The sequence below is a fragment of the Brucella pecoris genome, assembly GCF_006376675.1.
GTDB lineage: Bacteria > Pseudomonadota > Alphaproteobacteria > Rhizobiales > Rhizobiaceae > Brucella > Brucella pecoris.
Genome location: NZ_VEWK01000003.1, coordinates 454,819 through 468,812 on the forward strand (window position 1 = coordinate 454,819; position 13,994 = coordinate 468,812).

The following is a 13,994-nucleotide window of genomic DNA, read 5'->3' on the forward strand; positions in this document are numbered from 1 at the left end:
ACTTCCAACGGCATTACATCAACATCAGCCCCGAGCCGACGCAGAAGAATAAGCCGTCCCGCTTACAGCCATTTCAAGCTGAAAGTTCACTTCAATGAAAACTGGTATGAACCTTGCTTGTCAATTCAGAATGTGCGGAATTTGGCCTGAAAGGGAAAAAAGTCGCGCCTAAACGGCGCGTTCTGCAACTTTGTACAAAACATTGCAGGGCTGAACCGGCAGCAAGAAGGCATTTCCAGAAAATATCTGACAATCTGAAAATGCCTGGATATCAAAGTGTGAATTGGTCGCCGAGATAGAGTCTGCGCACGTCGGGATTGGCAACGATTTCAGCGGGACGGCCATGCGTCAGCACCTGACCGGCGTGAATAATGTAGGCGCGATCGATAAGGCCGAGCGTTTCACGCACATTATGGTCGGTAATCAGAACGCCGATGCCACGGCTCGTCAGATGGCGAACGAGCTGCTGGATATCCGAAACGGCAATCGGGTCGACACCAGCAAAGGGTTCATCAAGCAGCATGAAGTTCGGACGCGAGGCAAGCGCACGCGCAATTTCGAGGCGACGGCGTTCACCACCGGAAAGAGAAATGGCTGGTGCCTTGCGCAGATGGGCAATATGGAACTCTTCCAGCAGCGCATCCAGCTCGGAGGCACGCTTGGAACGATCCTTCTCCACCACTTCCAGCACGGCCTTGATGTTGTTCTCAACCGAAAGGCCGCGAAAAATGGACGCTTCCTGCGGCAGATAGCCGATACCGAGACGAGAACGACGATACATCGGCATCGACGTGACGTCGAAACCGTCGATCTCGATGGAACCGGCGTCGGCCGGAACGAGACCGGTCACCATATAGAAGCACGTCGTCTTGCCTGCGCCATTGGGGCCCAGAATGCCGACCGCCTCGCCGGCGCGCACACCGAACGATACGCCATTGACGACCTGCCGACCGCGATAGCTCTTGCAAAGACCGCGTGCTACCAGCGTGCCCTTGAGACGTGTTGATTTACCCGGTTGATCGGGCATGCCCCCTGCAACATCGGATGGTGCGTTCATAGTTTGCGATGCGGTTTGCGGCCCGTCGGCCTTCTTGTTCCAGAACAATCCCACGCCTGCTCCGGTCAGTTCTGCTTGGGCGCGGCGCCGCCCTGCTGTTGATCTTTCGGGGCCATGATGATCGATACGCGACCCTTGGTCTGCCCCTTGCAGCTTTCGACATTGGCGCGGCCTGTATCGAGATGCGCCGTCAGCTTGCAGCCGGTCACAATATTGTCGCCATCGGTCAGGACCACTTTCTGCCCCTGAAGAACCATCACCTGGTTTTTCGCGTCGTAACGGCCGGTATCACCGGTTGCGACCTGCGTACCGGACTTGAGATAAACTTTCCCCGAGATGTCGATGTGATCAATGCTCGATGAATCGAGGCCACCCACACCAGCACTTGCCGGTTCCGGGGCTTGTGCCTCTCCGTCTTTCTTGGCCTTGTTGTAGTAGACCGTCATTTGACCTGCCTTCAGCAGGGCGTCGCCCTGCGAAACGGCAACATTGCCGGTGAATATGGCAATGCCTTCCTTGTCGCGCATTTCCAACTTGTCAGCGTCAATCTTGACGGGCGCCTTGCTGTTGGAAAGCTTCAGACCGTTTACGGCTGCGCCTTCCTGAGCCAGAGAGGCTGTCGGAGCCGCGGCTAGGCCGAGCGCCAGAACCGCAAATCCCATCCGCAAAGTGCGGGCCATCGTACCCTTGTTCATCTTGCCCGTCTCGCGTTTCATATATTTCAGCTCCCCGAAGCATTCGGCCATCCCTGGGCCGATATGCGGTCAGACGCAACTTTAAGCACTTTGCGACCAAATGGGAACATTTGGCATCGCAAAATGCGATCAAAAAAGCAGCTTAGAGCGTGTAGCATTCTGATTGCATCAAAATCACGCTCTAACAATTTGTTTTCGAGCACATTTCGATCCGAAAACCGGATTCAGAATGCGCTCAAGCGTCCGCACAGATATAAATCGGCTCGAACGCTTCCCCTATTCTCAAATCAAAGACCCTTTTCAGGGAGCCTTGTTGGGCGAAACAACGCTGCCGTCAACGGTCATTCGAACCTTGTTCTCGAAAATCAGAACTTTGCCGTTGTCCTTGACCTGCATGCTGTCGGCCAGAATATGCGTGCTGCCGCTGCGGATATCGACGGGCTTGTCGGTCGTGATCTGCCCACTCTTGAGGTTTACGTCCGCAGAACGCAGCACTGCACGTAAACCGTCATCCGTCGTAACAGTAAAGTCCTTATCAAGTTGCAAACGTCCGTTGGCATTGTCGTAAACACCCGACGTTGCCTCGACCTTAGCAGTGCCCTTTTCACCGACCGGCAGCTCGGCTGAGATACCTTCAAGCGAAATCGCGCCGCTGTTCTTCGCATCCTGCGTCGCCTTGGAAGCGGTCATCGAATAGGGACGATTGTCCTTGGTGTATCCATTAAGGTGCGGGCTCGTCATGACAAGCTTGCCGCTTTCACCGCCGTTATTCACTTCCACCTTTATGGGCGTGTTCGGCGTTGCAAGAAACGTGTACCACGAGAAAACGGCTCCCACGATAATCGCGGCGACCGGAAGAGCTGTCTTCAAAACACGAACACGGACCGAATGGCGCTGTGCAGCATGGAAGAGCGAATCGGCTTTCTCCGAGGCACCAAAGCGCATACCACCCGTGCCGCGACCGGAAGCGGTCGCGTTCTGCGGCGCATGGCTATGTGTGGTGTCGGCAGTCATGTTTCGTTCGTTTCCTCAACGGCTTTCATAGAATTCAATAATCAGCGCATCCCTATCGCGCCGTTTCATTTCAATACGGTTTATTTGGGGTGAAATAGCCTGTAGCTCAATAGCTTTATACCGCACAAAACACCGCACCCGCCTCGCAAACAGGCAGCAGGAACGGCTTATGCCTTTGATTATTCAGCCCAATTTACACTCCACCGAATTTAGGTAGAATGCTAATCAACTCTTTGATACCACAAAGCCCGGTCCAATTACAGCTCAACGTAATACAGACTTGGCGCGCTCGAACTGCGTATCAAATGATGCAACCAGAATCGCGAACTACTCATTACAATATATATTTCATGCACTATCTCTCACTAGATGGCGACGCCAAAGATACTTGCCGCTAGCCTTCATTCGAGGCAAAAGGTGAAGTGCCGGGCCAAGCTGCGCTGGTTGAACGAATGGATGGACAGGAATGGCTCAAGACGCCGAAGCAATCATTGAACGTCGGAAACTGCGCAGGAAGCTGACGATCTGGCGTGCAGCCTTCCTGTTTCTGATTGCAGCCCTGATTGCCGTCTTCGCTTCATGGTTCATGCGCGGCACCAATTTCAATCAGCCGCATATCGCCAAGGTTCGTATCGAGGGCACCATCTTCGAGAACGAGGAATTGCTGAAGCGTCTCGACAAGATCGCCAAGGACGATGCCGTCAAGGGTGTGATTCTGGTTCTCGATTCGCCCGGAGGAACGACGGTAGGCGGCGAAGCGATTTTTGAAGCCGTGCGCAAGATTGCCAAGAAAAAGCCGGTCGTCACCCAGGTGGGAACGCTTGCCGCCTCTGCAGGTTACATGATTGCCAGCGCATCCGACCATATCGTGGCGCGACAAACATCTATCGTGGGCTCAATCGGGGTTCTGTTTCAATATCCCGATGTCTCGAAGCTGCTCGACACGATCGGCGTGAAGGTCGAGACCATCAAATCTTCGCCGCTCAAGGCAGAGCCCAATTATTTCAGTCCGGCCAGCGAAGAGGCCAAAGGTATGATCCGCAACATGATCATGGATTCTTATGCCTGGTTCGTGGATATTGTCGAAAAGCGCCGTTCGTTTACGCATGAACAGGCGCTGGCACTGGCCAATGGTGCTGTTTTTACCGGACGACAGGCTTTGGATAATAAATTGATCGACGGATTGGGTGGTGAAGAAGAGGCCGTTGCCTGGCTTGCAAGCAAGGGGCTCTCCAAAGATTTGCCACGCCTGGAATGGAAACCGGTCAGCAGTGACACGGGTTTCTCATTGCGTGATCTTATCATTCACGCCGGTGCGCGCCTTCTCGGCTTGCCGCAGGAGGCCGATGGCATGTTGAAGGAGATTGCCAAGGAACGCATCTTTCTTGACGGACTTCTCTCGGTTTGGCACGTTGACGGTACGCCTGAAGCGAATTGACGCCAACCGGGCAAACTTACACAATATCCGGCAGATACCGGATGAAGCAAACAGAACAACAGGGGTTTAAAGCCGTGATCAAATCGGAACTCGTTCAGATTATCGCCAGCCGTAATCCGCATCTCTTTCAGCGCGATGTCGAAAACATCGTGGGCGCGGTATTCGACGAGATCACAAACGCCCTTGCCGACGGCAATCGCGTAGAACTGCGCGGCTTCGGTGCCTTTTCGGTGAAAAACCGCCCTGCACGCAGTGGCCGCAATCCCCGCACCGGCGAAACGGTGGACGTGGAAGAAAAGTGGGTTCCGTTCTTCAAGACCGGCAAGGAGCTGCGCGACCGTCTCAACGGCGCAGTCTGATAGACATCATGGCGGCAAAACGCATCATCGCCATCATCGTTCTCGTGCCGCTTGCAGTGGTTCTGATTGCGTTGTCGGTTGCCAATCGCGCATCGGTGCAATTCACGATCGATCCATTCAATCCGGGCAATCCCGCTCTGTCCTATAATGCACCACTGTTCCTATGGCTGTTTGGTGCACTTCTTCTTGGTGTTGTCATCGGTTCCCTGGTGACCTGGCTCACGCAGGGCAAGCATCGCCGCAAGGAGCGCATGTACAAGCAGGAAGCCGCGCGTCTGCTTGAACGCAGCACAGCCGCCGAAAAACGCAATGTATCGGTCGTGAACTCCTGAAACGCCCTTTATTCTCAAACCCGGAAGCAAAACTTCCGGGTTTTCAAGCCTTGAAAAGCCTTTTGTGCGCGATTGAACGTCGTTTTCCCCTTCCCCACCGGCCTTGTTTATCCTACCTAGACCCCAATCATGATGATTGGAGTTTCGGGTGAAGACGCCAAGAGGAAAAGGCAAAAAAACGTCGGGCGGCAAGCACGAGCGCAGCTTCGAGCGCGCAAGAAACGATGCGCCACGCCCAGAACGCAAATTTGAAGGCAAGCTTGAGGCTAAAGGCACGGTTTTCAAAAAGCCGCGCCCACAATTCGCCAAGGCCGCGCCCAAGCCGACAACCGAAGAGCGAGAACGACCCGTCGCCGCGCTGCGCGAAATCAAGCCCTATGCCGGCCCTCGCCCGGGCGAGAAATTGCCCGTCATCCTCGAAACCGAACCATCCGCCGATTACGCGCTTCTCGATAGCGGCAATGGATTGAAGCTTGAGCAATACGGTCCTTATCGGATCGTCCGCCCGGAAGGTCAGGCAATCTGGCTGCCGAACCTGCCGCAAAAGGAGTGGGATCAGGCCGACGCCATTTTTACCGGCAATACCGACGAAGAAGGCTTGGGACGCTGGGCGTTTCCGAAAGTGCCGCTCGGTGAAACATGGCCCATGCAGCATGACGGCATTTCCTTTCATGGCCGGTTCACCTCGTTCCGCCATGTCGGCGTGTTCCCCGAACAGGCCGCGCACTGGTCGTATATGGATGGGCTTATCCGGGAAGGGATCAAATCCGGACGTAACGTGAAGGTGCTCAATCTTTTCGGCTACACCGGTGTCGCTTCGCTGGTGGCGGCACGTGCGGGCGCGGAAGTGACCCATGTCGACGCATCCAAGAAAGCCATCATCTGGGCGCGTGAAAATCAGGAAATGGCCGGGCTGTCCGATAAGCCGATCCGCTGGATCTGCGAAGACGCGATGAAATTCGTGGCGCGCGAAGAACGCCGCGGCAGTTTCTATGACATCATCCTGCTTGATCCGCCTGCCTATGGGCGCGGCCCGAGCGGCGAGGTCTGGCAATTGTTCGAGCATCTGCCAGCAATGGTCGATACATGCCGGTCCATCCTGACGCCGAAGCCGCTGGCTGTCATCCTGACGGCCTATTCGATCCGCGCCTCTTTCTTCGCCATTCACGAGCTGATGCGCGACCGTTTCACCGGCCTTGGCGGCACGGTCGAATCGGGCGAACTTATTCTGCGCGAACGTTCGAAAGATCATTCTGGCGGGCGGGCGCTTTCCACATCCATGTTCAGCCGCTGGGTAGCAAAATGAGCCGTGACGACGATTTTTCCAAAAGCGGCTCTCGTGCCGAATATTCGAAGGTAGGCCAGGTAAAGGAGGTCACCAGCCTCGCTAATCCTATCGTGAAAGACCTTCGCTCGCTGGCGCTGAAAAAATTCCGCGACCAGCAGGGTGTGTTTCTGGCCGAAGGGCTGAAACTTGTCATCGACGCGCTGGAACAGGACTGGCGCATCAAGACGCTGGTTTTTGCCAAATCCGGCAAGGGCAACAAAATGGTGGAACAGGTCGCCGCCCGCACCTTTGCCAAGGGCGGACTTGTGCTGGAAGTGACCGAAAAGATCATGGCTGCCATCACCCGCCGCGACAATCCGCAGGTGGTGGTGGGCGTTTTCGAGCAGCAGTATCGCCTGCTAGCAAATCTCAAGCCCAAGAACAACGACGTCTACATCGCGCTCGACCGCGTGCGCGATCCCGGCAATCTCGGTACAGTCGTACGCACGGCAGATGCGGTCGGCGCAAAGGGCGTCATCCTAATCGGCGATACCACCGATCCCTATTCGTTGGAAACCGTACGCGCAACGATGGGCTCCGTCTTTTCCATGCCGCTCTACAAGGTAACGGAAGCCGATTTCCTCAACTGGCGCAAAGGCTTTTCCGGCCTTGTCGTCGGCACCCATCTGAAAGGTGCAGTCGACTATCGCACCATTCCCTATGCCAACAAGCCGGTTGTGCTGATGATGGGTAATGAACAGCAGGGCCTGCCGGACAGCCTTGCCAATGCCTGCGACAAGCTTGCCCGCATTCCGCAGGCAGGTCGCGCAGATTCTCTCAATCTCGCAATTGCCACCGGCGTCATGCTCTACGAAATCCGTCGCGACGCACTCACGCTTGATGAAAGGACTTCCGGATGAAGCGGCACGCGGTCTGGTCCTCACTTTTCGTCGTCATTCTCACAGTGTTGATCGATCAAGGCGTCAAGCATCTGGTGGAAACAAGGATGGGCTACGGCCAGCAGATTGACCTGCTGCCGTTTCTTGCGTTGTTCCGCACGCACAATGAAGGCATTGCCTTCTCGATGCTCGCCTGGCTGCACGACTGGGGACTGGTCGCGATCACCGCTGCGGTCATTGCGTTCGTGCTTTATCTGTGGTGGACCAATGCGCCGGACCGCATCTTCGCACGCTACGGCTTTGCACTTGTCGTCGGCGGTGCCATCGGCAATCTTATCGACCGCGTGATGCACGGTTACGTCGTGGACTATATTCTGTTCCACCTGCCGACCTGGTCATTCGCGGTTTTCAACCTCGCCGACACGTTCATCACCATCGGCGCCGGCCTCATAATTCTGGAGGAATTCCTTGGCTGGCGGCGCGAACGGGCTGCCCGCTAGCCCACCGGGTTGAACAGTTTCTGCCTTTCGCATAATTTGATCTCTTAAAATTAAAAGCTTTTTGAAGAGGATAAGGTCCAGTCATCCGAATTGACACATTGGTGACACGCTTCTGTCATCGTCGCGTAGCACTGAATCTGTACTGCTTCGGTCGAACTGGACACCCTGTCCACGCAATCGACTGAACGAGGATTGGAATTGGTTAGCTCTTGCTGAAATATCAGTGGGAAAGCCGTTCAGGAATACGTGAATAGACAAATCAGGAGCCATCATCATGACAGTACTGCTTGGAATGGACCAGCAAATCATTGATGATACGGTCATGTCAGGCTTAGAAGCACAACAGGCGCTGTTCGCGTCCAACGGCGACCCCATCGTTCTGGGGCGCATCGGATCGTTGGAAGTACGGCTTGCAAACTCACGCGAAGCTATCGAGGCCGCGCAGGAACTGCGTTTCCGTGTCTTCTTCGACGAAATGGGCGCGCGCCGGGAAAGCATTGAAGCTGTGGAGCTTCGTGATGCTGACCGCTTCGACGCTATTTGCGATCACCTTCTCGTCTATGATACCGCCCTGCCCGTGCCGGAGCACCAGCAGATTGTCGGCACCTATCGTCTGATGCGCAGCGATCAGGCGGAAAAGGCGCTCGGCTTCTACTCTGCCGACGAATATGATGTGCAGCGTCTGGCGCTTTCGCGACCGAACCTTCGTCTGCTTGAACTGGGTCGCTCGTGTGTGAAGGCGGAATACCGTTCCAAGCGCACTGTCGAGCTTTTGTGGCAAGGCGCCTGGGCCTATTGCCGCCGCCATTCCATCGATGTGATGTTCGGCTGCGCTTCGTTCCACGGCGCTGTGCCTGCAGCGCATGCGCTTGGCCTGTCATTCCTTCATCACAACTGCCGCGCCACTGATGACTGGGACGTTCGTGCCCTACCCACTCGCTATCAGGCCATGGACCTGATGCCGAAGGAAGCCATCAACAACAAGGTTGCCTTATTCTCAATGCCGCCTTTGGTGAAGGGATATTTGCGCCTTGGTGCGATGATCGGGGACGGCGCAGTGATCGACGAGGCATTCGGCACGACCGATGTGTTCATCATCTTGCCAATCGAGCGCATTTCCAGCCGCTACATCACCTATTACGGTGCGGAAGCAAACCGCTTTGTGTAATTAAAAAAGGCGAAGCATCTGCTTCGCCTTTTTGCTTCTGAGGCTCAGCTCACGCCTTTCCGGCCAGTTCCTTCAGCTTATAGATCAAGTCCAGCGCTTCTCGTGGCGTCAGTTCATCAGGATTGACACCCGAGACGGCCTTCGCCAGTTCGCTGTCTTTTGCCTGAACCTGCGGTTTCGGTTTTTCCTGCTGCAAGACGACCGAGAACAGCGGCAGATCGTCGATCAGCTTGTCCGCCTTGCCGGAGGTTTCGCCCGCTTCGAGTTGGTGCAGCACATCGCGCGCACGATTGACAACCGCTTCAGGCAACCCGGCCAATCGCGCCACCTGCACACCATAGGAACGGTCGGCAGCACCCTTGGCCACTTCATGCAGGAAGACGACATCGTTGTCCCATTCCTTGACCCGCATGGTGACGTTGGAAAGCCGCGCGAGCTTTTCCGAAAGCGCCGTCATTTCATGAAAATGCGTGGCAAACAACGCCCGGCAACGGTTCTTCTCATGCAGATATTCGACCGCCGCCCAGGCAATGGACAGTCCGTCGAAAGTAGCTGTACCGCGTCCGATCTCATCGAGGATCACCAGTGAACGCTCACCCGCCTGATTGAGGATCGCCGCCGTTTCCACCATTTCGACCATGAAAGTCGAGCGCCCGCGCGCCAGATCGTCGGAAGCACCGACGCGGCTGAACAGCCGGTCCACGACACCGATCTGCGCAGAACCGGCAGGCACGAAGGACCCCATCTGCGCCATGATCGCAATCAGCGCATTCTGACGCAGGAAGGTCGACTTACCGCCCATATTCGGACCGGTCAAAAGCCAGATCGCACCGTTTCCGCCGTCCATTTGCGGCGAGAGATCGCAATCATTCGCGACAAACGGATTGGCTGCCTGGCGTCGCAGGGCCTGCTCGACAACCGGATGGCGACCGGCAACAATGTTGAAGGACAGACTGTCATCGACCTGCGGACGGCAATAACCCTGCTCTTCCGCCAGTACGGCAAGCGATGCCGAGACGTCGAAAACCGCAAGCGCCGATGCGGCCGCGCGGATACTATCGGCGTGGGAGACGGCCTCCGCCGTCAGTTCCTCGAACACGGCAAGCTCAATCGACAATGCGCGGTCAGCAGCATTGGCGATCTTGCTTTCAAGTTCCGCCAGTTCGGTCGTGGTAAAGCGCATGGCATTGGCCATCGTCTGGCGATGGATGAAGCGGCCCTTGGCTTCATCCGTATCCGTCATCGCCCCGGCATTGTTGGCCGTCACCTCGATAAAATAGCCAAGCACATTGTTATGCTTGATCTTCAGCGATTTGATACCGGTCTCTTCAATATAATTGGCCTGTAGACCGGCGATCACCCGGCGCGACTGGTCACGCAAGGCACGCATTTCATCGAGCTCGGAATTATAGCCTGCGCGCACGAAACCGCCATCGCGTTTCAGGAGCGGCAGTTCATCAGCCAAGGCCCGGTCGAGATGAACTGTAAAGATGGCAGGCATGGCGCTGACAGCATCGCGGGCATGCGCCAGTTCGTCCGGTAAAAGGGCGCTTTCCAGCAGGTTCGCAATGATATGCGCAGCCTCGAAGCCTCGTGCCAGACTGCCCAGATCGCGCGGCCCGCCGCGTCCGACGGCAAGGCGTGAGAGTCCGCGCGGCATATCCGGCACGCCTTTCAGTTCCGCGCGCATGGCTTCGCAAAGCGACTGCTCGCTCAGGAACCAGGAAACGGAATCGAGCCGCAGCGCGATTGCCTTGGGGTCGGTCAGCGGCGCGGTCAACCGTTCCGCCAAAAGCCGCGCCCCGCCTCCAGTGACAGTACGGTCCACGGCCTTCAGCAAACTGCCATCACGATTGCCCGACATGGTGCGGGCCAGTTCCAGACTGGCGCGTGTCGCCGGGTCGATAAAAAGCGTACCACCCTCATGTTCGCGTTCAGGCCGCATCAAGGGCGGGCGCTCTGAAATCTGTGTTTTTTCGATATAGGCGATTGCCCCGGAAATGGCCGAGAGTTCGGGACGGCTGAACTGGCCGAAGCCATCCAATGTCGCAACGTTGAAATAGCGCTGGATGCGCGCCTCCGCAGCCGCACTGTCGAAGAGGGTCGCCGGTTGCGGCGTCACCGCCTTGCCAACCAGATCGAAGACCGGGCGCAGCTCCTCATCGTGAAACGCGCTGTCGGCCACGACCAGTTCACGCGGGTCTACCCGCATCACATCGGCGAAAAGCCGGTCTGGCGTGGTTTCCGCCACGCGGAAGGTTCCGGTTGAAATATCAATCCAGGCGAGCGCCAGCGCACCGTCGCCGCGCGTACGCCCCATCGCCATCAGGAAATTGGCCTCCGCCGGGTCCAGCAGCTTTTCTTCGGTCAGTGTGCCCGGTGTGACGAGACGGATCACATCGCGCTTCACCACCGATTTGGAGCCGCGCTTCTTCGCCTCTGAAGGGTCTTCCACCTGTTCGCAGACAGCAACGCGATAACCCTTGGCGATCAGCTTCTGCAGATAGTCGTCGGCGGCATGGAACGGCACACCGCACATGGGAATATCCTCGCCCAGATGCTTGCCGCGCTTGGTGAGCGTGATGCCCAGTGCCGCAGAGGCCTCCACTGCGTCATCGAAGAACAGCTCGTAGAAATCACCCATGCGGTAGAAGAGCAGCGAATCGACATTCGCCGCCTTGATCTCGATATATTGTTCCATCATGGGCGTCAGGCGAACGGGCGCTGCCTCGGCGGTATTGTCTTCCGCTTCCGAGGTGTTTTCGTTAGCCGTCGTTTCCATTTAAAAACCTTCATTTATTGCTTAGCCGAGGAGGCTAAAGTTATAAAATTTCGTATTCCATCGTTTTTGGATGAATATCTATTCCTCGAAGCACTGTTTACACGATGCTTGACTGGCGCTATCGAGGTTCTCCCGCAGATGAAACCGGAGGGAACATGCCAGCCTCGACGCCGAAGGGCAACACATCAGAACGCGCACCCACAGCCAGTGAGAAGGAAGCGCTAGACTTTCACGCGCAGGGCCGCCCGGGCAAGCTGGAGATCAACCCCACCAAGCCCATGACCACGCAGCGCGATCTGTCGCTCGCCTATTCTCCAGGCGTCGCCGTGCCGGTAAAGGCAATCGCCGAAGACGCCGCCCGCGCCTATGACTATACGGCCAAAGGCAATCTGGTCGCTGTCATCTCGAATGGTACCGCCATTCTCGGCCTTGGCAATCTGGGCGCGCTCGCCTCCAAGCCGGTGATGGAAGGCAAGGCCGTGCTGTTCAAGCGCTTTGCCGACGTCGACTCCATCGATCTTGAAGTCGATACGACTGACATCGACGCTTTCATCAACGCGGTACGCTATCTCGGACCGTCGTTCGGCGGCATCAATCTGGAAGATATCAAGGCACCCGACTGCTTCATCATCGAGCAGCGCCTGCGCGAATTGATGGACATTCCGGTTTTCCACGACGACCAGCACGGAACGGCCATCATTGCCGCTGCCGGCCTCATCAATGCGCTGCATCTGACCGGTCGCGACATGAAGACGACGAAGCTCGTCTGCAATGGCGCAGGTTCGGCGGGTATTGCCTGTATCGAACTCATCAAAGCGATGGGGTTTGCTTCGGAAAACGTCATCCTGTGCGACACCAAGGGCGTCGTTTATCAGGGTCGTGAAGAAGGCATGAACCAGTGGAAATCCGCACATGCCGTGAAGACCGACAAGCGATCCCTCGCAGACGCCATGAACGGCGCGGATGTCGTGTTCGGCCTTTCGGCCAAAGGCGCGTTCACCGAAGACATGGTTCGTTCCATGGCACCGAACCCGATCATCTTCGCGATGGCCAATCCCGACCCGGAAGTCACGCCTGAAGAAGTGGCGCGCATCCGTGACGACGCCATCGTTGCCACCGGTCGCTCGGACTATCCGAACCAAGTCAACAACGTCCTTGGCTTCCCGTATATCTTCCGCGGTGCGCTTGATGTGCGCGCGACAACCATCAACGACGCGATGAAAATTGCCGCCGTCAACGCGCTGGCCGAGCTTGCTCGTGAGGACGTGCCGGACGATGTGGTCGCCGCCTATCAGGGCAGCCGTCCGCGCTTCGGCCCGAGCTATATCATTCCGGTGCCGTTCGATCCACGCCTGCTTGCGTCCGTCTCGGCTGCCGTCGCCAAGGCCGCGATGGAAACCGGCGTTGCCGGACGCGCCATTGCCGACATTGAAGGCTACAAGCGCGAATTGTCGGCGCGTCGCGACCCAATCGCTTCCACCTTGCGCGGCATCTATGAACGTGTCCGTCGTCAGCCGAAGCGCATCGTCTTTGCTGAAGGCGAAGAAGAACAGGTGATGCGCGCCGCCGTTTCCTACGTCAATCAGGATCTCGGCACCGCCATTCTGGTTGGCCGCGAGGAACGGGTGAGGGATACGGCCAAGGCCGCCGGCCTCGATCTTGACCGTCCTGGCATCGAAATCATCAATGCGCGCCTGTCGAGCCGCAATTCAGCCTATGCCGACTATCTCTACGAGAAACTGCAGCGCAAGGGCTATCTGACGCGCGATTGTCACCGCCTCATCAACAATGATCGCAATCATTTTGCGGCCTGCATGGTGGCGCTCGGCGATGCCGATGGCATGGTGACGGGCGTGACCCGCAATTATGCGACAGGTCTGGACGACGTGCGCCGTGTGATCGATTCCAAGCCCGGCCATCGCATGGTCGGCGTTTCCATCGCACTTTGCCGCGGACGGACAGTGTTCATCGCCGATACCGCAGTTCATGAAATGCCGACCGCAGCCGAACTGGCCGATATTGCAGTTGAAGCTGCGGGCATGGCGCGCCGCATGGGCTATGTACCGCGTGTCGCGCTGACCGCCTTCTCGACTTTCGGTCATATGGGCGGTGAGCGTTCCGCACGCATTCAGGAAGCTGTCCGCATCCTGGCAACGCGTCATGTCGATTTCGAATTCGACGGCGAAATGAGTGCCGATGTAGCGCTGAACCCGAAGCTGATGGAACAATATCCGTTCATCCGCCTGTCGGGCCCGGCCAATGTGATCGTCACACCAGACAATCATTCGGCCTCGATTGCCGCCGACATGTTGCAGGAACTGGGTGGCGCGACCGTCATAGGTCCGTTGCTCGTCGGTCTCGACAAGCCAGCACAAATCGTCACCATCGGCGCGAAGGATTCCGACATCGTCAATATGGCGGCAATTACCGCCTATAACGCGACGAACTGAAAAATCAGCAAATAGCGAAGCAAAGGCCGGGGA

Annotated in this window: 11 protein-coding genes and 1 pseudogene; 8 read left to right on the forward strand and 4 right to left on the reverse strand. The window is 56.9% G+C overall.

Features of this window, described 5'->3' with window-relative positions:
* Positions 1–271: 271 nt before the first annotated feature.
* The 3 genes and pseudogenes from lptB to lptC form a co-directional block, all read right to left on the reverse strand.
* A pseudogene (gene lptB / locus FIB18_RS08735) lies at positions 272–1,009 on the reverse strand (LPS export ABC transporter ATP-binding protein); the annotation flags it as partial.
* A gap of 113 nt (positions 1,010–1,122) precedes the next feature.
* Positions 1,123–1,773 (reverse strand): LptA/OstA family protein, encoded by a 651-nt coding sequence (locus FIB18_RS08740; protein ID WP_140020320.1) that lies wholly within the window; start codon positions 1,771–1,773, stop codon positions 1,123–1,125.
* A 279-nt stretch (positions 1,774–2,052) separates the two neighbouring features.
* Positions 2,053–2,766 carry an LPS export ABC transporter periplasmic protein LptC gene (lptC, locus tag FIB18_RS08745; RefSeq protein WP_140020321.1) on the reverse strand — a complete coding sequence of 238 codons (714 nt, stop codon included), beginning with the start codon at positions 2,764–2,766 and terminating at the stop codon, positions 2,053–2,055.
* Positions 2,767–3,232: 466 nt separating this feature from the next.
* On the opposite strand from lptC, the gene sppA reads away from it, so the two are divergent.
* The 7 genes from sppA to FIB18_RS08780 all read left to right on the forward strand — a co-directional run bounded on the left by sppA (position 3,233) and on the right by FIB18_RS08780 (position 8,729).
* Entirely contained in the window at positions 3,233–4,204 is a 972-nt protein-coding gene (sppA, locus tag FIB18_RS08750; protein ID WP_140020322.1) for a signal peptide peptidase SppA, read from the forward strand.
* 74 nt (positions 4,205–4,278) lie between these two features.
* Entirely contained in the window at positions 4,279–4,563 is a 285-nt protein-coding gene (locus tag FIB18_RS08755; protein WP_061344837.1) for an integration host factor subunit beta, read from the forward strand.
* Between the two features lie 8 nt (positions 4,564–4,571).
* Positions 4,572–4,895 carry a lipopolysaccharide assembly protein LapA domain-containing protein gene (locus FIB18_RS08760; RefSeq protein ID WP_140020323.1) on the forward strand — a complete coding sequence of 108 codons (324 nt, stop codon included), beginning with the start codon at positions 4,572–4,574 and terminating at the stop codon, positions 4,893–4,895.
* A 148-nt stretch (positions 4,896–5,043) separates the two neighbouring features.
* Positions 5,044–6,201 carry a class I SAM-dependent rRNA methyltransferase gene (locus FIB18_RS08765; protein ID WP_140020324.1) on the forward strand — a complete coding sequence of 386 codons (1,158 nt, stop codon included), beginning with the start codon at positions 5,044–5,046 and terminating at the stop codon, positions 6,199–6,201.
* The gene (locus tag FIB18_RS08770; protein WP_140020325.1) at positions 6,198–7,082 is read left to right on the forward strand and encodes a TrmH family RNA methyltransferase; all 885 of its coding nucleotides are present in this window, start codon (positions 6,198–6,200) and stop codon (positions 7,080–7,082) included. Before FIB18_RS08765 ends, FIB18_RS08770 begins: the two co-directional genes overlap by 4 nt.
* Positions 7,079–7,561, forward strand: coding sequence for a signal peptidase II (gene lspA / locus FIB18_RS08775; protein ID WP_140020326.1), 483 nt, complete (start codon positions 7,079–7,081; stop codon positions 7,559–7,561). The genes FIB18_RS08770 and lspA overlap by 4 nt, the downstream gene beginning before the upstream one ends.
* Before the next feature lie 274 nt (positions 7,562–7,835).
* Positions 7,836–8,729, forward strand: a complete 894-nt coding sequence (locus tag FIB18_RS08780) for a GNAT family N-acetyltransferase (RefSeq protein WP_174977400.1) — start codon at positions 7,836–7,838, stop codon at positions 8,727–8,729.
* 49 nt (positions 8,730–8,778) lie between these two features.
* Here the strand turns inward: FIB18_RS08780 and mutS are convergent, their stop codons facing one another.
* Positions 8,779–11,511 (reverse strand): DNA mismatch repair protein MutS, encoded by a 2,733-nt coding sequence (gene mutS / locus FIB18_RS08785; RefSeq protein ID WP_140020327.1) that lies wholly within the window; start codon positions 11,509–11,511, stop codon positions 8,779–8,781.
* Between the two features lie 155 nt (positions 11,512–11,666).
* Here mutS and FIB18_RS08790 point away from each other — a divergent pair, with 155 nt between their 5' ends.
* Positions 11,667–13,961, forward strand: a complete 2,295-nt coding sequence (locus FIB18_RS08790) for an NADP-dependent malic enzyme (protein WP_140020328.1) — start codon at positions 11,667–11,669, stop codon at positions 13,959–13,961.
* Positions 13,962–13,994 lie beyond the last annotated feature (33 nt).

What these genes read in the sequence shown, in the direction of transcription:
- FIB18_RS08780 (WP_174977400.1), top strand. Translation starts at nt 7,836, where the DNA reads ATGACAGTACTGCTTGGAATGGACCAGCAAATCATTGATGATACGGTC.
- mutS (WP_140020327.1), bottom strand. Translation starts at nt 11,511, where the DNA reads ATGGAAACGACGGCTAACGAAAACACCTCGGAAGCGGAAGACAATACC.
- lspA (WP_140020326.1), top strand. Translation starts at nt 7,079, where the DNA reads ATGAAGCGGCACGCGGTCTGGTCCTCACTTTTCGTCGTCATTCTCACA.
- lptC (WP_140020321.1), bottom strand. Translation starts at nt 2,766, where the DNA reads ATGACTGCCGACACCACACATAGCCATGCGCCGCAGAACGCGACCGCT.
- FIB18_RS08770 (WP_140020325.1), top strand. Translation starts at nt 6,198, where the DNA reads ATGAGCCGTGACGACGATTTTTCCAAAAGCGGCTCTCGTGCCGAATAT.
- sppA (WP_140020322.1), top strand. Translation starts at nt 3,233, where the DNA reads ATGGCTCAAGACGCCGAAGCAATCATTGAACGTCGGAAACTGCGCAGG.
- FIB18_RS08790 (WP_140020328.1), top strand. Translation starts at nt 11,667, where the DNA reads ATGCCAGCCTCGACGCCGAAGGGCAACACATCAGAACGCGCACCCACA.
- FIB18_RS08760 (WP_140020323.1), top strand. Translation starts at nt 4,572, where the DNA reads ATGGCGGCAAAACGCATCATCGCCATCATCGTTCTCGTGCCGCTTGCA.
- FIB18_RS08740 (WP_140020320.1), bottom strand. Translation starts at nt 1,773, where the DNA reads ATGAAACGCGAGACGGGCAAGATGAACAAGGGTACGATGGCCCGCACT.